The 21,703-nt window shown below is 37.5% G+C and carries 23 protein-coding genes, 1 tRNA gene and 2 other annotated features (1 of these 26 cut by a window edge); of the genes, 1 reads left to right on the top strand and 23 read right to left on the bottom strand.

Translation table 11 applies throughout. From position 1 onward, the window contains the following. Positions 1–13: a sequence feature (ribosomal protein L10 leader region), on the bottom strand; it reaches 105 nt to the left of the window's first position. 40 nt (positions 14–53) lie between these two features. The 21 genes from rplA to JJQ93_RS11935 all read right to left on the bottom strand — a co-directional run bounded on the left by rplA (position 54) and on the right by JJQ93_RS11935 (position 17,140). Further along, the gene (rplA, locus tag JJQ93_RS12035) at positions 54–746 is read right to left on the bottom strand and encodes a 50S ribosomal protein L1 (protein WP_041592050.1); all 693 of its coding nucleotides are present in this window, start codon (positions 744–746) and stop codon (positions 54–56) included. Between the two features lie 58 nt (positions 747–804). Beyond that, entirely contained in the window at positions 805–1,227 is a 423-nt protein-coding gene (gene rplK, locus JJQ93_RS12030; protein WP_085113710.1) for a 50S ribosomal protein L11, read from the bottom strand. A 25-nt stretch (positions 1,228–1,252) separates the two neighbouring features. Continuing rightward, positions 1,253–1,780, bottom strand: coding sequence for a transcription termination/antitermination protein NusG (nusG, locus tag JJQ93_RS12025; protein WP_014757914.1), 528 nt, complete (start codon positions 1,778–1,780; stop codon positions 1,253–1,255). 30 nt (positions 1,781–1,810) lie between these two features. Further along, positions 1,811–2,011, bottom strand: a complete 201-nt coding sequence (gene secE, locus JJQ93_RS12020; protein WP_013787136.1) for a preprotein translocase subunit SecE — start codon at positions 2,009–2,011, stop codon at positions 1,811–1,813. A 28-nt stretch (positions 2,012–2,039) separates the two neighbouring features. Further along, on the bottom strand, positions 2,040–2,189 hold the full coding sequence (gene rpmG / locus JJQ93_RS12015) for a 50S ribosomal protein L33 (protein WP_013296962.1): 150 nt from the start codon (positions 2,187–2,189) through the stop codon (positions 2,040–2,042). Between the two features lie 113 nt (positions 2,190–2,302). Beyond that, positions 2,303–3,505: an elongation factor Tu gene (tuf, locus tag JJQ93_RS12010; protein WP_274893932.1), complete on the bottom strand. Its 1,203-nt coding sequence runs from the start codon at positions 3,503–3,505 to the stop codon at positions 2,303–2,305. 75 nt (positions 3,506–3,580) lie between these two features. After that, positions 3,581–3,656: transfer RNA gene (locus JJQ93_RS12005), tRNA-Thr, on the bottom strand. Between the two features lie 56 nt (positions 3,657–3,712). Further along, positions 3,713–4,357, bottom strand: a complete 645-nt coding sequence (gene sigH, locus JJQ93_RS12000; protein ID WP_085112713.1) for an RNA polymerase sporulation sigma factor SigH — start codon at positions 4,355–4,357, stop codon at positions 3,713–3,715. 92 nt (positions 4,358–4,449) lie between these two features. Next, positions 4,450–4,944, bottom strand: coding sequence for an NYN domain-containing protein (locus JJQ93_RS11995; protein ID WP_274893930.1), 495 nt, complete (start codon positions 4,942–4,944; stop codon positions 4,450–4,452). A 4-nt stretch (positions 4,945–4,948) separates the two neighbouring features. Further along, positions 4,949–5,695, bottom strand: a complete 747-nt coding sequence (gene rlmB, locus JJQ93_RS11990) for a 23S rRNA (guanosine(2251)-2'-O)-methyltransferase RlmB (protein WP_274893929.1) — start codon at positions 5,693–5,695, stop codon at positions 4,949–4,951. Positions 5,696–5,697: 2 nt separating this feature from the next. After that, positions 5,698–6,120, bottom strand: a complete 423-nt coding sequence (locus JJQ93_RS11985) for a Mini-ribonuclease 3 (protein WP_274894103.1) — start codon at positions 6,118–6,120, stop codon at positions 5,698–5,700. After that, the gene (gene cysS / locus JJQ93_RS11980; RefSeq protein ID WP_274893928.1) at positions 6,120–7,514 is read right to left on the bottom strand and encodes a cysteine--tRNA ligase; all 1,395 of its coding nucleotides are present in this window, start codon (positions 7,512–7,514) and stop codon (positions 6,120–6,122) included. Before cysS ends, JJQ93_RS11985 begins: the two co-directional genes overlap by 1 nt. After that, on the bottom strand, positions 7,501–8,172 hold the full coding sequence (gene epsC / locus JJQ93_RS11975; RefSeq protein ID WP_085112717.1) for a serine O-acetyltransferase EpsC: 672 nt from the start codon (positions 8,170–8,172) through the stop codon (positions 7,501–7,503). Before epsC ends, cysS begins: the two co-directional genes overlap by 14 nt. Before the next feature lie 50 nt (positions 8,173–8,222). Next, positions 8,223–8,416, bottom strand: a binding site (T-box leader). Beyond that, the gene (gene gltX, locus JJQ93_RS11970; protein WP_274894102.1) at positions 8,413–9,870 is read right to left on the bottom strand and encodes a glutamate--tRNA ligase; all 1,458 of its coding nucleotides are present in this window, start codon (positions 9,868–9,870) and stop codon (positions 8,413–8,415) included. Its footprint overlaps the feature before it by 4 nt. 134 nt (positions 9,871–10,004) lie before the next feature. Beyond that, a complete protein-coding gene (locus tag JJQ93_RS11965) occupies positions 10,005–10,244 on the bottom strand; it encodes a hypothetical protein (RefSeq protein WP_013787126.1) in 240 nt (79 codons plus the stop codon). Positions 10,245–10,316: 72 nt separating this feature from the next. Continuing rightward, on the bottom strand, positions 10,317–12,029 hold the full coding sequence (locus JJQ93_RS11960; RefSeq protein ID WP_274893926.1) for a proline--tRNA ligase: 1,713 nt from the start codon (positions 12,027–12,029) through the stop codon (positions 10,317–10,319). A 48-nt stretch (positions 12,030–12,077) separates the two neighbouring features. Then, positions 12,078–12,560 (bottom strand): 2-C-methyl-D-erythritol 2,4-cyclodiphosphate synthase, encoded by a 483-nt coding sequence (gene ispF, locus JJQ93_RS11955; RefSeq protein ID WP_085112721.1) that lies wholly within the window; start codon positions 12,558–12,560, stop codon positions 12,078–12,080. A gap of 10 nt (positions 12,561–12,570) precedes the next feature. Next, entirely contained in the window at positions 12,571–13,815 is a 1,245-nt protein-coding gene (locus tag JJQ93_RS11950) for a lipase family alpha/beta hydrolase (RefSeq protein ID WP_274893925.1), read from the bottom strand. Between the two features lie 65 nt (positions 13,816–13,880). Next, positions 13,881–14,573 (bottom strand): 2-C-methyl-D-erythritol 4-phosphate cytidylyltransferase, encoded by a 693-nt coding sequence (gene ispD, locus JJQ93_RS11945; RefSeq protein WP_085112723.1) that lies wholly within the window; start codon positions 14,571–14,573, stop codon positions 13,881–13,883. A gap of 234 nt (positions 14,574–14,807) precedes the next feature. Then, entirely contained in the window at positions 14,808–15,905 is a 1,098-nt protein-coding gene (locus JJQ93_RS11940; protein WP_274893924.1) for an RNA-guided endonuclease InsQ/TnpB family protein, read from the bottom strand. A gap of 131 nt (positions 15,906–16,036) precedes the next feature. Then, positions 16,037–17,140 carry a PIN/TRAM domain-containing protein gene (locus JJQ93_RS11935; RefSeq protein WP_013787121.1) on the bottom strand — a complete coding sequence of 368 codons (1,104 nt, stop codon included), beginning with the start codon at positions 17,138–17,140 and terminating at the stop codon, positions 16,037–16,039. 254 nt (positions 17,141–17,394) lie between these two features. Here JJQ93_RS11935 and JJQ93_RS11930 point away from each other — a divergent pair, with 254 nt between their 5' ends. Then, positions 17,395–17,790, top strand: a complete 396-nt coding sequence (locus JJQ93_RS11930) for a nucleoside triphosphate pyrophosphohydrolase family protein (RefSeq protein ID WP_013787120.1) — start codon at positions 17,395–17,397, stop codon at positions 17,788–17,790. A gap of 24 nt (positions 17,791–17,814) precedes the next feature. Here JJQ93_RS11930 and radA read toward each other — a convergent pair whose 3' ends face one another. Then, positions 17,815–19,161 (bottom strand): DNA repair protein RadA, encoded by a 1,347-nt coding sequence (gene radA, locus JJQ93_RS11925; RefSeq protein ID WP_274893923.1) that lies wholly within the window; start codon positions 19,159–19,161, stop codon positions 17,815–17,817. 96 nt (positions 19,162–19,257) lie between these two features. Then, a complete protein-coding gene (locus JJQ93_RS11920; RefSeq protein WP_013787118.1) occupies positions 19,258–21,690 on the bottom strand; it encodes an ATP-dependent Clp protease ATP-binding subunit in 2,433 nt (810 codons plus the stop codon). Between the last annotated feature and the right edge of the window lie 13 nt (positions 21,691–21,703).

The following is a 21,703-nucleotide window of genomic DNA, read 5'->3' as shown; positions in this document are numbered from 1 at the left end:
TTTCAATTTTACTTTAAGAGTATATCACTATTATGGTTTTATGTCAACAGCTATTACACGATTCTTTGCGGATTAACCTTGATTCCAGGTCCCATCGTCGATGAGAGGACAACGCTTCTCAAATATTGTCCTTTTGCTGCTGCAGGTTTAGATCTTATTATAGCATCCATTATCGTCTTGAAATTCTCAACCAATTTCTCTTGTCCGAAAGAAACTTTTCCAATAGGTACATGGATTATTGAATTTTTGTCAACTCTGTACTCAATTTTACCAGCTTTCACGTCTTTTACTGCCTTCTCAATGTCAAATGTGACTGTACCAGCCTTTGGGTTTGGCATTAAGCCTTTTGGTCCTAAGACCTTACCAAGTCTACCTACTACACCCATCATGTCTGGTGTAGCTATAACAACATCGTAGTCAAACCAGTTTTCATTTTGAATTTTTGCGACTAATTCTTCAGCTCCAACATATTCAGCACCAGCAGCTTCAGCCTCTTTTGCTTTATCGCCTTTTGCAAAAACCAAAACTCGAACCGTCTTGCCTGTCCCGTGAGGAAGTATTACAGTTCCTCTGACCTGCTGATCTGCATGTCTTGGATCAACACCAAGCCTTACCGAAAGATCAACGGTCTCATCAAATTTTGCCTTTGCAGTCTTCAAAACCAAATCGACAGCTTCATTTGCATCATACAATCTTGTCTTATCTATTAATTTCACACTATCTAAATACTTCTTACCATGTTTCATGTTATTTTTTACCTCCTTGTGGTATTTTTCGGACACAAGTCCTCCCACTTAACAACTACTACTCAATTTCAATGCCCATGCTTCTTGCAGTACCAGCTATCATTCTCATAGCCGCCTCAATATCTGATGCATTTAAGTCTTTCATCTTCAGTTCTGCTATTTCTCTTACTTTATCCTTTGAAATCTTTGCGACTTTCTGCTTGTTAGGCTGTGGTGAACCACTTTCAATGCCAGCAGCCTTCTTTAAAAGCACAGCCGCAGGTGGTGTCTTTGTGATGAATGAAAATGACCTATCTGCATATATGGTAATAACTACAGGAATGATCAAACCAGCTTGTTTTGCCGTCTTTTCATTAAACTCCTTGCAAAAACCCATTATATTGACACCATGTGGTCCAAGAGCTGTACCTACTGGTGGAGCTGGTGTAGCCTTTCCTGCAGGTAACTGTATCTTGACAACTGCAGCAACTTTTTTAGCCATGTTTACACCTCCTAATTCATGTCATCTATTGAATTTTTTGAATCTGGACAAAGTCAAATTCCACTGGGGTTTCTCTGCCAAACATCGAAATCAAAACTTTAGCCTTTTGTCTGTCAAGGTAAATCTCTTCAACAACACCGATGAAATTCTCAAGTGGTCCGGCAATAACCCTAACACTATCGCCTACTTTTATATCTACTGACGTCTGTATCTCCTTAATGCCTAAGCTTCTCACTTCCGCTTCAGTAAGTGGTACAGGTTTAGATCCAGGCCCAACAAAGCCAGTTACACCTCTGGTATTTCTTACCACATACCATGATTCATCATTCATTACCATCTTCACCAGTACGTATCCTGGAAATACCTTTCTGTCAACAGACTTCTTTTTACCGTCTTTTATCTCTACCACTTTTTCAGTCGGAACTACGACTTGATGTATTAAATTTTGAAGATTTCTATTTTCAACAGACTTTTCCAGATTCGCCTTAACCTTATTTTCATATCCGGAATAAGTATGGACTACATACCATTTAGCTGAATTTGTTTCAGACATCATCGATTTGGGGATAAACCCCATCCTCCTTTAACTTTTTATAATTAATTTCAGTAGATAGCTAAAGGCCGAGTCTGCAAGGAATATCAACAATGTAAATGCTATTACCACAACCAGTACAACTTCTGTATATGCAATCAAATTGTCTCTTGTTGGCCACGTAACTTTCTTCATCTCGGCTTTTATTTCCCTAAAAAACTTCCCGACTTTTCTCCTTTCATCGGCAGCCATCGAATCACATCCCTTTATAACTTGTATTTTACCTTGTCTCTTTATGCAATGTATGTTTTCTGCAGAACCTACAGTATTTCATAAGCTCTATCCTATCAGGATCGTTCTTCTTGTTTTTAGTAGTATTATAGTTTCTCTGCTTACATTCCGTGCAAGCTAATGTAATCTTAACCCGCAACAATTCCACCTCCCGGAATTTAAAACTACTTTTAAAACTTTATCATAAATATTAATTTATGTCAATCTAAATGTATAGACTCAAAAAAAGCCAGGTAAAATACCCAGCCCTTTTTATGACAGAATCTTGGAAACAACACCGGCTCCTACTGTGTGTCCGCCTTCTCTTATAGCAAATTTTAGTCCTTCTTCCATCGCTATCGGTGTTATTAATTCTATTGTCATCGTTACGTGGTCTCCGGGCATTACCATCTCTACGCCCTCTGGTAATTCTATTACTCCTGTTACGTCTGTTGTCCTGAAGTAGAACTGTGGTCTGTATCCATTGAAGAATGGTGTGTGTCTTCCGCCTTCTTCTTTTGTTAACACGTATACTTGTCCTTCAAATTTCGTGTGCGGTTTTACTGACCCTGGTTTCGCTAAGACTTGTCCTCTTTCTACTTCGTCTCTTGTTACTCCTCTTAACAATACTCCTATGTTGTCTCCTGCTTCTGCTTCATCCAGCGTCTTCCTGAACATCTCTACTCCTGTTACTACTGTCTTCTTGCTTTCGTCTGATAATCCTATTATCTCTACTTCGTCTCCTACTTTTAACTTGCCTCTCTCTACTCTTCCTGTTGCAACTGTTCCTCTTCCTGTTATCGTGAATACATCTTCTACTGGCATCAGGAATGGTTTGTCTACATCTCTTTCTGGTGTCGGTATATAGCTGTCAACTGCATCCATTAAGTCCCATATCTTGCCACACCATTGGCAATCTCTTTGTCCGCATCCGCATTCCATTGCTTTTAATGCTGAACCTACTACTATCGGTGTGTCATCTCCTGGGAATTCATATTCATTTAACAGCTCTCTTACTTCCATCTCTACTAATTCGATTAATTCTTGGTCGTCTACCATGTCTGCTTTGTTTAAGAATACTACGATGTATGGTACGCCTACCTGTCTTGCTAACAGGATGTGCTCTCTTGTCTGTGGCATTGGACCGTCTGCTGCTGATACTACCAGTATCGCTCCGTCCATCTGCGCTGCTCCTGTTATCATGTTCTTTACGTAGTCTGCGTGTCCTGGACAGTCAACATGGGCATAGTGCCTTTTCTCTGTCTCGTACTCTACGTGCATTGTGTTTATTGTGATTCCTCTTGCTTTTTCTTCTGGTGCTTTGTCTATTTCATCGTATGCTGTCGCTTGTGCCATTCCTTGTTTTGATAATACTATCGTTATTGCTGATGTTAATGTCGTTTTGCCATGGTCTACGTGTCCTATTGTCCCTATGTTTGCATGGGGTTTCTTTCTTTCGAATTTTTGCTTTGCCATTTCTTTTCCTCCTACTTTAATAAACTCATCCACGCGTTTCTATGTTTTAAAAACTTAAGTATAAAAAAATAAAATTGGAGCCCATGACCGGGATTGAACCGGTGACCTCCGCCTTACCAAGGCGACGCTCTGCCGACTGAGCTACGTGGGCAATCATATTTTGCATCAATTTTAAATTCTACTATAAAAGCTTTAAAATGTCAATACTTAACTATTTCTCATCTCAAGATATCTTTCAAGCTTTCTTTTTACTCTTTGGAGGGCATTATCTATCGATTTTACATGTCTTCTAAGCTCGACAGCAATCTCCTGATACGATTTTCCATCAAGGTATGATATCAGCACTTCCCACTCAAGGTCGCTTAACATCTCACCGATCTTGTTTTCGATGTTAACGTATTCCTCTCGGTTTATTATTAACTCTTCAGGATCAGATATGCATTCACTGGACACAACGTCCATCAATGTCCTGTCTGACTCCTCCTCGAAGATCGGCTTATTTAAAGAAACGTAAGAATTAAGAGGAATATGTTTTTGCCTTGTAGCAGTTTTGATGGCTGTTATCATCTGTCTCGTTATGCATAGCTCAGCAAAAGCTTTAAACGATGACAGCTTATCGCTTTTAAAATCGCGAATAGCCTTGTATAACCCGATCATACCTTCCTGCACTATATCTTCCTTATCCGCACCGACCAAAAAGTAGGAACGAGCCTTTGCCTTGACAAAAGAATAGTACTTGTCAATGATGAATTCCAGCGCTGCTTCGTTGCCCCTCTGAGCCTCTTCTACAACATCACCTTCATCCATTGACGAAAAAACATTGTATAGATCTAATTGTGCCCCCGATTTCACAAAAATCGCCTCCGCTTATAGGCCAAGTTCACATAAATAATTATACTTTTAATAGAGATTGTAGTCAAGATTGTAATAAAAGAATATTTTTATTACTCAGCCATTTTTTTAAGCCTCTCTATAATTTCTTCTGAAAGTCTTGATTCAATGCTGTCTTTCTTGTCGTCTTTGGTATAAAATTTCTTTTTATCTTCTAAATAATTATTCAATTCTTCGTATAATTCCCTTGATGACATCCTTATGGCGCCTTGACCCAATACGACTTGCTGCAATATCCAATCAGAAGTCACCACAACTACTTTGTCTTTTTTGACTATTTCTTTTATCAATCCTTCAATGTAGCTGTCAGCAGACTCACCTTCCTTTGTATATACGACTTCAATTCCATTGTGATATTCCTTGTTTTGTTGTTTCCCTTTGGCGTACATCGCATCAAAGACGAGTATTATATTAAATCCTGTATACCCTTTAAAATTTTGAAGTATGTCTATCAACTTTTGTCTGGCGTCCTCAAGGTTATTTCTCTCCTCAAGCTTTAAATCCTGCCAATTGTTTATCACGTTATATCCATCAATCACCATATACATCAAATCACGCCTTACCCGTCCTCTGTCGTACAACCTCGTACATGAAAATAGATGCCGCTACCGATGCATTCAGCGAATTCATATTGCCCGTCATTGGTATCTTTACAAGATAATCACAGTTCTTTTTAACAAGATCAGATATCCCTTCACCTTCACTGCCGATGACTATGGCTATAGGCTGGTCATAATCAACATTGCTAAAATCCTCTTTTGCATCTACGCTGCTGCCTACAATCCATACGCCTTGTTTCTTTAGATTATTTATCGCATTGTTTATGTTTGAAACCTTTGCAATTTTCATGTACTCAGTTGCACCTGCTGATGTCTTTACAACCGTACTGTTTACCACAGCAGATCTTCTCTTCGGGATTACGATGCCATGTGCTGAAAAAGCTTCTGCAGTCCTTATTATGGCTCCAAAGTTATGTGTATCTGTTATCCCGTCCAATAACAGAATAAAAGGTTTTTCGCCTTTCTCATTGGCATACTCCAGTATGTCTTCCACGTCACAATACTTGTAGAGGGAGCACAATGCGACTACTCCTTGATGATTGCCATTTCCGGACATCTTGTCTAATGTCACATTGTCTGCAGTTGATATGATTATATTTTTATCCCTTGCAGATTTTATAATTTTAGAAATATTACCTTTGGCATTTTTTGAAACATATATTTTTTCAATCTCTCGTCCGCTATTAATAGCTTCTAACACAGGATTCCTTCCGTATATTATGTTTTCATTTTCTTTCATAATTAACCCTCATTTATATTATAGTTTAATGCATAATTTAGTATTTCATCAAGCCTATCGTATCTTCCCAAAAGATACAGATAGCCAAGTAAAGCCTCAAAAGCAGTAGCCAGCCGGTATTCTTCGATACCGGCATGCTTTGGAATAGTAGCGCTTTTCACATTCCTTCCTCTTCTTATTATATCCTTTTCTTCTTCATCAAACATGTCATAGAGATTTTTCAAAATCTCAGACTGTGATGACGCTTTTACGTACTTAACACATTCTCTGTGAATTTTGTTTATAGGCCTATTTCCCTTTGCTGAAATATTCGTCCTTATAAACAAATCATAGACGCTATCGCCGATAAATGCCATAATAAGCGGCGATAAATTCATGACATCTTTTTTTGTAAAAACTTTGCCATCTTTCGAAAAAAGATTCATCAAACTCTCTTCCACCTTACTCCGTTAGGTGTATCTTCCAATACTATACCCTGTTTTTTCAATTCATCTCTTATTCTATCAGCTTCTGCCCAGTTCTTTGCCTTTCTGGCCTCTTGACGCTTTTCTATCAGTTCTTTGATCTCATCATCCAATAGCTCTTTCTTCTTATAAGTTATGCCAAGGACAGAAGACAAACTCAAGAAAACATCTAATATATATTTTATCAATTCTTTTGGAGAATTTCCATCTATATTTGAATTAATATCTCTTACCATCTCAAAGATGACTGATATGGCATCAGCAGTGTTAAAATCGTCATCCATCGCTTCTTCAAACTTTCTTTTGTACTCTTCATATTTCTCTTTGTACGCCTTTTCTTCATCTCTTAATTGCCTGTCTTCCACCACATCCAAAAGGTGCCTCAGATTGTAAACAGTGTTGCTTAATCTTAAAAATCCTCCTTTTGCCTGCTCTATAAGGTCTTGACTATAATTTATTGGGTTTCTGTAATGAGACATCAACATGAAAAACCTCAAAACTTCAGGATCGTATTGGCTGATTACGTCTCTTACGGTGAAAAAATTGTTTTTTGATTTGGACATCTTTTCATTATTGATGTTTAAGTATCCTATGTGCATCCAATACTTTGCAAACTCTGCATCATTTGCAGCTTCACTCTGTGCAATCTCATTTTCATGATGCGGAAATATGAGATCAGGACCACCTGCATGTATATCAAGGGTTTTGCCTAAGAACTTTGTAGACATTGTTGAGCACTCAATATGCCAACCAGGTCTGCCTTTACCCCACGGGCTATCCCAATACGGTTCTCCTTCCTTCGCAGCCTTCCAAAGGACGAAGTCTGTTGGATTTTTCTTGTCTTCATTTACCTCTATTCGTGCCCCAGCCTTTAACTCATCTATATTTTTGTGTGAAAGCTTCCCATAATCCTTGAACTTCGTCGTATCGTAGTACACATTCCCATCTTTTTCATAAGCAAACCCTTTATCAATAAGCTTTTTCACAAACTCAATTATTTCTTCGATGTTTTCTGTGGCTCTTGGATGGAATGTGGCTCTTTTTATTCCTAAGCTGTCAGCATCCTTGAAATACTCCTCAATGTACCTGTCAGCTAATTCTTTTACAGTTGTGTTTTCCTCATGGGATCTTTTTATGAGTTTATCGTCTATATCTGTAAAGTTCTGCACATAGTTTACTTTATAACCCTTATATTCCAGATACCTTCTGACAGTATCAAAGACGATAAACGCTCTCGCATTGCCTATATGGATAAAATTGTACACAGTAGGTCCGCATACATACATATTTACAACATTATCCTTCAATGGCACGAATTCTTCTTTTTTTCTGGTAAGCGTATTATAAATCTTCATCTCTATCATCCTCCACATTGTTTATATATGTTTCTAACCTTTTGATTCTGGCTTTTAACCTTCTTAACTCATCTTCAATTGGATCAGGTAGCTTTCCATGCTCTAAGTCCACATTTACTTTAGATGCCGGACTTACTCTCACGTTGTCTTTTTTTACACAATGTCCAGGAACACCAACGACAGTGCAATTTGGTGGAACGTCATGTAGCACTACAGCACCTGCACCTATTTTCGTATTATCGCCTATCTTTATAGGCCCTAAGACTTTTGCACCACTTCCAACAACTACATTATTGCCTATAGTAGGATGCCTCTTACCCTTATCCTTTCCAGTACCGCCTAATGTAACTCCTTGATACAGCGTCACATTATCCCCTATTTCTGTCGTTTCCCCTATCACTACGCCCATTCCGTGATCTATAAAAAATCCCTTTCCTATTTTAGCACCTGGGTGTATTTCTATTCCAGTTAAAAACCTGCTAAATTGTGAAATAAGCCTTGATAACAGCAACAGCTTTTTATTGTATAAGTAGTGTGCAATTCTATGAAATATTATAGCATGGAATCCCGGATAGCATAAAACTACTTCTAACACGCTTTTTGCAGCAGGATCCCTCTCAAACACTACTTTAATGTCCTCCTTCAATGTTTTAAACATGATAACCAATCCCCTTTTCAATAAATAATTGATAAAAAAATCCCCCATCATCCAGAGACGAGGGGGGGCTCGCGGTTCCACTCTGATTGAGTAAACTCCACTTGTATTTATAACGGATACCCGTGCGACAATGCGCATTGCTCATGGGTGCACTTCACACAATATATCCAGAAGCTGCTTTCAGCCCACGACAGCTCCTCTCTTTTGGAATCTATTATGCTACTCTCCCAATCATCACATTTACGATATTGATTTTAAGGCTTTATCTATCCTTTGCAATATTTTATGTTTCCCTAAAAGAGGAATTATCATCACAAGTTCAGGTCCATGGTCTTGCCCTGTTAAAGCAAATCTTATAGGCATGAAAAACGCTTTTCCTTTGACTCCTATCTTCTTTTGCAACATCTTTAGAAGCTCTTTTATGCCTTCTTCTGTCACTTCATCAATATTCTCGATTTCTTCTTTAAACGCCGCCAGCACATTTTTAGCGTCACTTGACAACAAAGTTTCTTTTGCTTCGCTGTTGTATTCCAAATCATCGACAAAGAACATCTTTGCCTTGTCTTTCAGTTCAGCCACATAGTGCAAGCCATCTTTAAAAAGTGACACAACCTTTTTTAGCCATTCGTACGTAGCCTCATCTATATTTTCACCAATGTACCCTGCCTCTTTAAGATGCGGCAAGCTTAAATCTACAATTCTTTCAATAGGACTCATCTGAATGTAGTGTTGATTCATCCAATTCAGCTTTTCTATGTCAAAAACAGGATTAGCACTGTGAATCTTATTGAAATTAAATTTTTTAATTATTTCATCTTTAGGCATCAATTCAACATTGTCATCTGGAGACCAACTTAAAAGCGACAAAAAGTTAAACATCGCTTCAGGTAGGTACCCCATTTCCCTGTATTGTCCAATGTAAGTATTCCCATGCCTTTTGGAAAGCTTAGTCCTGTCTGGTCCTAAGATAAGAGGCGCATGAGCGAATACAGGTGGTTTAAAGCCAAGTGCCTCATAAATGAGAAGCTGTTTGGGAGTGTTGTAAATATGATCTTCACCTCTTATGACATGGGTTATTTTCATGAGAGTATCATCTACAACGACTGCAAAGTTGTAAGTCGGCATGCCATCAGATTTTACTATTATCATGTCACCACCAAGCGTGTCTGACTTAATTTCGATCTTTCCCTTTATCATATCATCAAATGATATTGTAACATCATCAGGAATTATGAATCTAATGGAAGGTTTCCTGCCTTGCCGCAAATACTCCTCTTCCTGTTCTTTAGTCAAATGCCGGCATCTTCCAGAATACCTCGGTATATCTCCTCTTTTAACAGATTCCTCTCTGTCTTTATCCAGCTCTTCAGGAGTACAGTAACATCTATAGGCTTTACCTTCTTTTATAAGCTTTTCTGCATATTCATTGTATATATGAAGCCTTTCGCTTTGCCTGTACGGTCCGTATTCACCGGGTTTGTCAGGCCCTTCATCCCATTCTATGCCAAGCCAGCTTAACTCTTTGAATATTAACTTCTCAAAATCCTTCGAAGATCTTGTCAAATCCGTATCTTCTATCCTCAATATAAGCTTAGCACCTTCGCTTCTTGAAAATAGATAATTAAATAACGCAGTGCGTATATTTCCTATGTGAATAGCACCAGTGGGGCTTGGTGCAAACCTAACTCTTTTTTCCATATAGCCATCTCCATCTTTTGTATTCATCATATACCATTATACAAATTTTATTTCATACTTACAATATGTTTTCATAAAAACGGCAATCTAATACTTAATTAAAGCAATAAAGGGATAGTCTCCTATCCCTTTAATCATTTAACCGTCATGTGATTTACTTTAACAGACGGAATGCTTGTAAGCTCTTTTGAAAATTCGTTTATATACTTCTCATCACCTCTGACATTTAACGTTATAAGCCCATTATCATCGCTGTCATCGTGTATTCCAAACCTGGCCAATATGTTTTGTCCATGCTTCGTCAATACTTCTTGCACCTTTGGTGCAAAATCCGATCTTTTATCGACAGAAATCCCCATTATGTAAATGGACATTAAACCACTCCTTTCCTACTTTATTTTTTTGTCGTTCTTAAAATATTATGCAAAAAAAGGAGCATTTAGCTCCTATATATTTTCACTTATTAATTCTTTAACTTTCCCTAAAACTTCATCGTATTTTAATTCTATCGGCTTTTCTTCTTTTCTTAATTTCAGCTCAACAATATTGTCTTGGGCTTTCTTTCCTACGGTTATTCTAATAGGTATACCTAACAAATCAGCGTCATTAAATTTTACGCCTGCTCTCAAATCCCTGTCGTCAATCAAAACCTCAATGCCAGCTTTAGATAATTCATCGTACAATTTCTCTGCAAGATCTCTCTGCGCATCATTTGACACATTTACAGGTACAACTATGACGTGATATGGTGCTATAGACATTGGCCAAATGATGCCTTTGTCATCGTGATTTTGCTCTATTGCAGCAGCCGCAATTCTGTTTAACCCTATGCCGTAACAGCCCATTATTATAGGCTTTTCATTGCCATTTTCATCTATATAATTTGCACCTAATGCATCAGAATATTTTGTGCCTAATTTAAAAATGTGTCCTACTTCAATTCCTCTATCCAGTTTTAAAGGATTTCCACATTTCGGGCATTTATCGCCGTCTACAACTTTTCTAACATCTGATACTACATCCGCTTTAAAGTCTCTTCCGTAATTGACGTTTTTCAAATGGTAGTCTGTCTCATTAGCGCCGACGATGACATTTCTCATGGCAGGTATCTCCGCATCTGCTATAATCATTACATCCCCTTTAAGTCCAATAGGACCAGCAAATCCTACATTGGCAGATGTGACTTTCTTTACAGTTTCTTCATCAGCCAATTCAACATCATTTTCGCTTACATTCAAAAGATTCGCCAGTTTTACAAGGTTTACTTCCCTGTCGCCTCTTATAAGAACTGCAACTACCTTATCCTTGTACTTGTATATCAACGTCTTTACAAATCTTTCTGCTTCAACATCCAAATGCGACACAAGTTCATCAATCGTCTTTACATCAGGCGTATAAATTCTTTCTAATGGCCTCATCTCTTCATCACTTACATGCTGAATAGTACATTCTGCCTTTTCTTCATTGGCAGCATAGCCGCAGTTGTCGCAATAGACAATTACTGCTTCTCCAACATTAGATGTCACCATAAATTCTTTAGAATCCTTTCCACCCATAGCACCTGTATCAGCTTCAACGACAGTGTACTTTAAGCCGCACCTGTCAAATATCCTGCAGTAAGCATTGTACATCTTATCAAAAGACACATCCAGTCCATCCCAATCGACATCAAAGCTGTAAGCATCTTTCATTATAAATTCACGAGACCTCATGACTCCAAATCTGGGCCGCCTCTCATCTCTATACTTCGTCTGAATCTGATATATTGTCAATGGAAGCTGCCTGTATGACTTTACATCATTTCTTATAAGGTCTGTAAAAACTTCTTCATGGGTAGGACCTAAGCAAAATTCCCTGTCATTTCTGTCTTTTAGCTTAAACATTTCAGGTCCAAAAACATCCCATCTGCCGGATTCTTTTAAAAGTTCCGCAGGTATTATGGCGGACATAAGCACTTCCTGTGCCCCTGCTCTGTCCATCTCTTCCCTCACGATTTCTTCAATCTTCTTAAGGACTCTTTTGCCAAGCGGCAAATAAATGTACACACCTGATGCAAGTTTTCTCATCATGGCAGCTTTTAACATGAGAATATGGCTTGGTATCTCAGCTTCCGCTGGCACTTCTCTCATCGTTGGTATAAACAATTGTGATAATCTCATCGTCTACCTCCTAATATTTATCATGTTTGTATTTTATTTAATTTAATTTTAACTGTCAATACATTTTTCAGAAAGACTTGCTATTGCGTACGCAGCAATTCCTTCTTTTCTACCTGTGAATCCAAGACCTTCTTCGGTCTTTGCTTTAATGTTAACTCTGTCAATCCCAATATTTAAAACTTTCGACAGATTTTTTGATATAGCATCTTTATACGGTGCCAATTTCGGTTCCTGAGCTACAATGATGCAGTCAATATTGTTTAAAGAGTATTTATCTTTTATCAAATCTAACGTCTTCTTAAGGAGCACAGTGCTGTCTATATCTTTATAAATCCACTCGGAGTCAGGAAAATGAGTTCCTATATCGCCTAACCCTGCAGCACCGAGAATTGCGTCAATGACAGCATGTATAAGGACATCGGCATCTGAATGACCTAAAAGCCCCTTAACGTACGGAATCTGTACACCGCCCAATATCAATTTTCTTCCCGCCTCTAATCTGTGTACGTCGTATCCAATACCGACTCTCATAAAAACACTCCTATCCCTTAAACTCGAAATTTCCATTTCTATCTACAAAAAGACGAGTTTCAGACTTCCTAAATCTGTCTTTTTGCTTTATTGTTTTAACAGCAAAACCTTTATTTGTATGAATCATGATAGACCTTGCTGCAAAGTCTGGTGAAGAAAAGTAGTATTCCCCTTCTTCATTAATAGCCATGTACCAATTTACTTTTCCAAAGACATTGTACTTTTTAAGTTTTTGCCCTCTGTCAAGCACAAGGACTTTACTATCTGTCAATATATTTACAAAAGACAATATCTTTTCCAAAACGCTTGCCTTAGGTGCTTCTTCTACGCCCAATATTTCTTTTAGATGCGGAATAGAAGCATTTAATATTCCTCCATGGCCTGCATTCAAGACATATTTATTTCCCTCAACTCCTAAAGCACTTTTAATCAATACGGTTCCATCCCCTTTATCATCTCTCACAACACCAACAGCACGGCCGTCAGGCCACAATACGCTATCATTACTATCGGCAACTTGAATGAATTTATTCGTGTATATACCATTTCCCGAAAAAACATACACTTCATCAGCTCTTTCATAAAATTTATCAATTGAGCTGTTTAATTCATTTAAAAAGGTATTCTGTTCCTTCATGTAAAGTATATTTTTAAACACGATCTTGTTGTTTTTAATCGGGTATTTAAAAACGTAGTTTCCATATTCGACACTTGGCATGAGAGATTTTATAGATGGAATGTACCTTCTTATTATCATAAGCTCATCTTTCTCCCCTTTTATTTTGCCTATAGCCCAGATAAATCCCCTTAAAAGTATATTTAAAAAATCCTCGTCGTTGTCAGGAGGAACTGCACCGCCTTCCCACGCATAATATGCATTAGCAGCTCCATAATGAGGAGAAGATAAAAAAACCACTTTGCCTACATCATTTCTGTAAAAATCTCCTTGCACATAGCTTCTAAGAAGTAAACCACCCATGCTGTGGCATACAACGTCGACTTTATCGCAATTATTTTTTATTTTTGCCTCATTTATCTTAGACATAAGTGTGTTTACACACTCAGGTATATCCTTCCACCATTCATAATAGCAAATAAAAAGATTTTTGCCCTCCGTATATCCCAATGATTTCAAATTTTCAACGAAAGAATCGTATATATAACCTGCAGGTCCAAACCCCCATGCTTTGCCAACAAGCGTAGGAACATACATGGAGCCAAATATTCCGTGAATAAATACAAGAGGCCTTCTCATCACAATCACCTCATATAATTTAGGCATCTCTCCTGCTATAATTATATGAGGTTAAAATAATAATGTTATTGATATATTGTTTTTAAGAAAGCCTCAGATATTATCAAATCCTCAGGAGTAGTAATCTTTATATTCCTGTAGCTACCTTCCACAAGTTTTACTTTATGTCCAAGCCTTTCTACAAGGACAGTATCATCTGTACCTAAAAAACCATCTTCCATTGCTTTTAAATGTGCTTCGTATATAAGCCTGTATTCAAAAATTTGTGGCGTTTGGATGGCCATAAGATTTGTCCTATCAGGGGTATCTACTACAAAATTGTCATCGTCAACTACCTTTATAGTGTCTTTCACTGGAACAGCAATACCTACAGCACTGTGATGTTTAGACTCTTCTATGCCCTTTTTTAGTGTGGCCTCGTCGATAAAAGGTCTTGCTCCATCATGTATCATCACTATGTCGCATCTGCTATTCACAGCCTTTAACCCATTGAAAACAGATTCCTGTCTCTCCATCCCACCGGCAACTATCTGCTTTACCTTTTTAAAATTATATTTATCGATTATTTCCCGTCTGCAGTAATCTATGTCTTCGTTAGACACCACTAAAATTATCTCATTAAGTTCCGATAATTTTTCAAAGACATTTAGAGTATAGTATAGAACAGGCTTTCCGTTTAATTTCAAAAAAACCTTGTTTAATTTTGTTCCCATTCTTCTGCCTTTACCAGCAGCAACGACTATTGCACTAATAAACATAATGCACCCTCTACAAAAAATATACTGGTAAAATTATATCATATTCACCATCTTTCCGCCATCGACAAAATAAAAAAGGCATCTTCGAAAGGAAAATGCCGTGAACCTACTCCATCCTATAGAGGATGGAGCTTCCTACTTCATAGACCGTTGCCTACTGCTATTCACAGCAGGTCTTACACAATCTCCATAGGCGTAACTTCGGGAGGAACCTTCCCTACAAAATTATTACTCTTATGCTGCTATGCCTAATTGTTTTAATCCTTCATATAGTACATTTATTGCTGCATTTACATCTCTGTCTATCTCTAATCCGCACTCGCATTTGTGTATTCTTACTGATAAGTCCTTTTCTACTATTTTCCCGCATCTTGAACATCTTTGTGATGTATATGCTGGATCTACTTTTACGAAGATTTTTCCTTCTTTTTCTGCTTTATACTGGAGATATTTGTCTAACATTCCCCATCCTGCATTTGCTATTGATTTTGCAAGTTTATGATTTTTCATCATATTTTTTACTTGCAAATCTTCAACGCATATGATGTCATTATGTTTTACTATGTTATAGCTTATCTTATGTAGATAGTCCTTTCTCTGATTTGCTATTTTTTCATGAAGTTTCGCTAATCTTTTCTTTTGCTTTTCTCTGTTTTTGCTTCCTTTCTTTTTTCTTGATAATTGTCTTTGCAGTCTTTTTAGTTTCTTCTCTGATTTTTGTAGCCATTTAGGATTTGAGTATAACTCTCCATCTGATGTTGCAGCTATTGAGTTTATTCCTTTGTCTACTCCTATTGCTTTTTCTCTTATGACTGTTTTTTCTTTTTCTTCTTCTACTTCAACTGACAGATTTATATACCACTTTCCTGCATGGTATTTTATGTTTATTGTTTTGACTTTTGTTGGATCAAAGTTTCTATGTGCTTTGATTTTTATATGCCCTATATTTTTTATGTATACATATCCTTCTTTCCCAAAGTTTCTTTTTGTTTCGCATTGTGGAAGTGTTATTGATGTGTAGTGATATTTATCTTTGAATTTAGGATATTTGGCTCTTTTGTCAAAGAAGTTTTTATATGCTCTATCTAATCTTCTCAACACATCCTGTAATATTTGCGATTGTACTAATTTGTATTCTGGATGTTCTTTTTTATATTTTGGAAGCATGTTCTGCTGTTCTTTATATGTAAGTCCTTTGCCATATTGTTTGTAATGTTTTATTCTTTGATCCAGTGAATAGTTGTATAATTTGCGACATAAATACAATGTATAAAAAAGCTTTTCTTCTTGTTCTTTTGTGGGTTCTATGAAAAAATGCTGACATGTCATCATCTTTTCTCACCTTGGCTTTCTACAATAAAATTTTCTGTATCTATTATGGCATATTATTCTATGGCAGACAATAGAAATTCATCTCCCACCTATAGAGGATGGGAGACTTCTTTCAAGCCTTCGTTAAAATATCACATAGCTTTTTCTTGATCTGTTTGCTTCGGTTTGGCAAATATCATTCTACCTGCTGCAGTCTGTAAAACGCTTGTTACAAGGACGTCCAATGTATCGCCTATATGTTTTTTGCCACCGTCTACCACGATCATAGTGCCATCGTCAAGGTAGGCTATGCCTTGACCAGATTCCTTCCCATCCTTTATGACTTGAACGACCATCTCTTCTCCAGGAAGCACCACAGGCTTTACCGCATTTGAAAGTTCATTTATATTAAGGACGGGTACACCTTGAAATTCAGCTACTTTATTCAAATTATAATCATTTGTTATAACTTTCCCATTCATCATCTTAGCAAGCCTTAAAAGTTTCGTGTCTACTTCGGATGCGTCCACATCCTTATCTACAATCTGCACCTTCATGTCCAATTCCTTTTGTATTTTGTTTAAAACATCAAGGCCTCTTCTGCCTCTATTCCTCTTTAATGAATCAGATGAATCAGCTATATGCCTCAATTCCTCCAGCACAAAATTAGGTATGATGAGTGGTCCTTCTACAAACCCCGTTTTACATATATCAAAAATCCTGCCATCTATTATGACACTGGTATCGAGAATTTTTGGTATCTCGCTTATCTCTACTTTTTGCGATTTTTGCTGTCCCATCTTTTTCACTATCGCAAACAAATTCATAAATTCATCTTTTTTTTTCAATGATATGCTTATTCCAAGATAACCGAAAAACACACTGATTATTATAGGAATAACCTTTCCTACAAATGGAAGCTGATAAATAGGAGCGCTAATAAGGTTTGCCAAAATCAATCCAATGATTAATCCAAAAGCGCCAACTAAGATATCGTATATCGGTGATTTTTGAAGTGCTGTCTCAAGCCAACCTTCGAAATCTTTTCCCCATTTAATAAGTTTAGGAGAAAAAATAAAAAATATGATTCCGCCTATCAAAGCCCCAACAGCGTATACAATGATTGATGTAATACTTGTCAATGTCAAATCCATCAGTTTTTGCAGCTTCAATACGGCCAAAGACAGGTAAGCCGCTTCAAATCCCACTCCTAAGCCAACTATCGAAATAATTCCTCTTACAATTTTGTATAACATATATTCACCTCCACTTCTATTATTATCAAAAATGTCACTAATTATAAGTCAATGGGGAAATTTTATAAAGGCACATAACAAATTTTACATGTATAGGGCTTCTTTAATAAAAGTATACTACTTATAGATAAACATTGTCAATTTACAAAAAATTTAGTCATGCTATAAATGTTATTTCGTGTAAATATTGACAACACAACATTTACAAGTATATAATTGATTTAAGATTTAAAGAAACGGGAGTGGGCATAACCATGAAGGATATAATAGTCGATGATCTACAAAACACAGTAGAAGAATACTTAATACGTCACAAAAGCATTCTCGATATTTTGACAAAAATTCAAGAAAGCAGTGCCAGAGTCAACAGAGCAGTAGCAAAATCTGTTACAGAGTGCGGTTGTCTAAAAATCAATGCACAAAAGCAAGAAATCCCTGAAGATGCCATGATAGAAGACGCACATAAGTACATCAAAACACATGTGGATGGTCAGTTGTGCGATAACTGCCGTGAAGTTTTAGAAACCGAAATCGGCAACAACATATTCTATATAATAGCCCTTTGCAACACGCTGGGCTTAAACTTCTACGATATCTTGCTTAAAAAGGATAAAGAGCTTAATACGCTGGGAGTTTTCAATATGCTGTGATTTTAGTGGGGATAGACCCACTTTTTATTTTGCAATTACATCTGTAAGTTCTACGATGTTTTTAATCTTTTTTACGTTCATATCGTAATTATTTTCTACCTTCATCTGTGGCACTACTATTGTTTTAAACCCCATCTTTCTGGCTTCACTTATCCTTCTCTCTAAATTGCTTACAGGTCTTACTTCGCCTATCAGTCCAACCTCACCAGAAAAACAGATGTCATTAGAGATGGGAATATTTAAATACCCTGATATTAAAGCTGCAACTATTCCTAAATCGGCCGCAGGCTCTTGTACTTTCAATCCACCAGCTATATTTAAGTATACGTCTGATTGTGAAAGATTTATCCCACATTTCTTTTCCAATACAGCCAATAAAAGGACAAATTTGTTGTAATCTATGCCTGTTGACATCCTCCTTGGCAATCCAAAATTGGTATGGCAAATAAGCGATTGAACCTCTAATAAAATTGGCCTCGTGCCCTCCATAGAGCTTATTACAGCAAGACCCGGTGCATTCAAATCTCTCCCAGATAAAAGCACTTCAGAAGGATTCTTTACCTCTTTTAAACCTTCTGATTCCATTTCAAATACCCCTATTTCATTTGTAGAGCCAAATCTGTTTTTGTAAGCTCTTAATATCCTAAATGACTGCGTCCTATCACCTTCAAAGTACAATACAGTATCCACCATATGCTCCAACACTCTGGGGCCTGCTATAGAGCCTTCCTTAGTTACATGACCTATTATGAATACAGTAATCCCGTTTTGTTTCGATAGCCTTAAAAGATGCTGCGTAACTTGTCTTACTTGCGACACACTGCCTGGTATAGTTGTGCTTTCATCTGCGTACATAGTCTGGATTGAATCAACTATAATAAAACCAGGCGATATCTTCTCTACGTGTCTTTCCACATTGTTTATGTTAGTTTCGGCCAAGAAGTATATCTCCTGCTTGCCTTTTATGATTCTGTCTGCTCTCATTTTTATCTGGCTTGATGATTCTTCTCCTGAAACGTACAAAACCTTTGTGAAATTAGACATCACGTCCGATATCTGCAAAAGCATAGTTGACTTGCCGATGCCGGGTTCTCCCCCAATTAAAACAAGAGAACCTTTTACAACACCACCGCCTAATACCCTGTCAAATTCACTAATTCCTGTTTTTATACGGTCTTCATCCTTTGCCTCTATATCTTTTAAAAGCTCAACTTTTGATGTAAGTACGCTTTCTCGCGACTTTTTGTCGCTGTCTTCAACTACCTCTTCAACAAACGAATTCCATTCATCGCAATTAGGACACTTTCCCATCCACTTTGTGCTTTCAAATCCGCACTGTTGGCAGACAAATTTAGTCTTATCTTTTTTCACATTTCCACCGACTTTCCATGTATATCTATCACTAAAATTATATCACATTGAAATATAAAAATTGGATACCCTCACTTAGAGAGTATCCAAGTATGCTTAAACTTTCGTAAAATCAAATTTACCGTCTTTTAATTTAACTAAAACTTTATCGCCAGATTTTATCTCGCCTTTCAGCATAAGCTCAGAAAGCTCACTTTCAACAACTTTCTGTATGGCCCTTCTCAATGGCCTTGCGCCATAAGTCACATCATAGCCTTCTTTAAGAAGTTCTTCTTTTGCATCATCTGTAAATTCAAGGCTTATGTTGTTATCTTTAAGCCTCTTATTCAAATCAGCGATCATCAAATCGGTAATCTTCCTTATGTCATCCTGCGTCAGTTGACGGAATACGATGATATCATCAATCCTGTTTAAAAATTCAGGCCTAAATGATTTTTTAAGCTCCTCTAAGATGTTTTCCTTCATCTTTTCGTACGATTCTTTTTCTGCGTTGCTTTCAGGCATAAAACCTAAAGTAGTCTGCTTCTTAATAAGCTGTGCTCCAACGTTGGAAGTCATTATTATGAGTGTATTTTTGAAATCTACCGTTCTGCCTTTTGAATCTGTCAGCCTTCCATCGTCTAATATTTGCAACAGTATATTAAACACATCTGGATGAGCTTTTTCAATTTCGTCAAATAAGATGACCGAATACGGCTTTCTTCTTATTTTTTCAGTAAGCTCTCCGCCTTCTTCATATCCAACATATCCTGGAGGAGAGCCGATAAGCCTTGATACAGAGAATTTTTCCATATACTCAGACATATCTATTCTGACTATCGCTGATTCGTCTCCAAACATGGCTTCTGCTAGCGCTTTGCTAAGCTCTGTCTTACCGACACCTGTTGGCCCTAAGAATATAAATGATCCAATAGGTCTTTTCGGATCTTTAAGTCCAACTCTTGCCCTTCTTATGGCTCTTGCCACTGCATCCACTGCTTCATCCTGACCTATTACACGCTTGTGCAGTATCTCTTCCAAATGCAAAAGCCTTTCAGATTCTTCTTGTGCAAGCTTCTGTGTTGGAATGCCAGTCCAAAGGGATACAATTTGCGAAATTTCTTCAGCTCCAACGCTTTTTTCTTTAACTAATGAATTCTGCTGCCATTTTGATTTTAAGTTTTCCAGTTGCTCTTTAACTTTTTGTTCTTCATCTCTTATCTTAGCAGCTTTTTCGTACTCCTGAGTCCTTATAGCCTCTTCTTTATCTTTATTAAGCATATTTAATTTATCTTCCAATTCTTTTATCTCTGGCGGTGCTGTAACTGTCTTAAGTCTGACTCGCGACGCAGCTTCGTCTATAAGGTCTATAGCCTTATCAGGAAGGAATCTATCTGTTATATACCTGTGGGAAAGTTTTGCTGCTGCTTCAATCGCTTCATCGGTAATCTTTATCCTGTGATGTGCTTCATACTTGTCCCTTAGTCCTTTTAATATTTCTATCGTTTCTTCAACAGACGGCTCCTCAACCATTATAGGTTGAAATCTCCTTTCGAGAGCAGGATCTTTTTCAATGTACTTCCTGTATTCATCGATTGTAGTAGCACCAATGACTTGTATCTCTCCTCTCGCAAGGGCTGGCTTTAAGATATTAGATGCGTCTATTGCACCTTCTGCCGCACCAGCACCTATTATAGTGTGAAGCTCATCTATAAAAAGTATGACATTTCCTGCCTTGATGACCTCATTCAATACATTTTTCAACCTATCCTCAAATTCTCCTCTGTACTTTGTGCCTGCAACCATTGAAGCCATATCTAATGTTACAACCCGTTTGCCCTTTAAAATCTCCGGTATAGTACCACTTTCGATGGCCTCTGCCAATCCTTCGGCGATTGCAGTTTTACCTACTCCAGGTTCGCCAATAAGGCATGGATTGTTTTTAGTCCTTCTGCTTAAAATCTGTATTACTCTTTCTATCTCCTTTTCACGTCCAATGACAGGATCCAACTTTCCTTCCCTTGCAAGCTCTGTAAGATCTCTTCCAAACTGGTTCAAGTTAGGTGTATTTGTATTCTTAGCTCTTTGCGCTTTATTTGTAGTGCCAGAAGGTTCTTCGCTTACCATCTTTACTATTTCTTCTCTGACTCTGTTGAAGTCTACACCTAACTCCATCAAAATCCTTACTGCTACGCCTTCACCTTCTCTAATAAGGCCCAATAAGATGTGCTCTGTTCCGATGTAATTTGTATTAAACCTTCTGGCCTCAGCAAAGCTAAGCTCCAAAACCCTCTTTGCTCTTGGCGTATATCCTACCACATCGCCAGGCACATTTCCCATTCCAATAAGTGATTCTACCTTTGCTCTTATATCTTCGTAAGTGACACCAAGGCTTTTTAAAACCCGGGATGCTATGCCGTCTTCTTCTTTAATAAGACCTAAAAGAATATGCTCCGTTCCCACGTAATTGTGGTATAGTGAGCGAGCTTCCTCCTGTGCTTGATAAAGCACTTTTTGTGCTTTTTCCGAAAATCTACCAAACATTGCCATAAAAACACCTCCT

It is taken from the genome of Thermoanaerobacterium sp. R66 (assembly GCF_028895185.1).
In the GTDB taxonomy this organism is placed as follows: domain Bacteria; phylum Bacillota; class Thermoanaerobacteria; order Thermoanaerobacterales; family Thermoanaerobacteraceae; genus Thermoanaerobacterium.
Note: the sequence above shows the minus strand (reverse complement) of the source record. Positions and strands in the feature narration are given on the sequence as shown.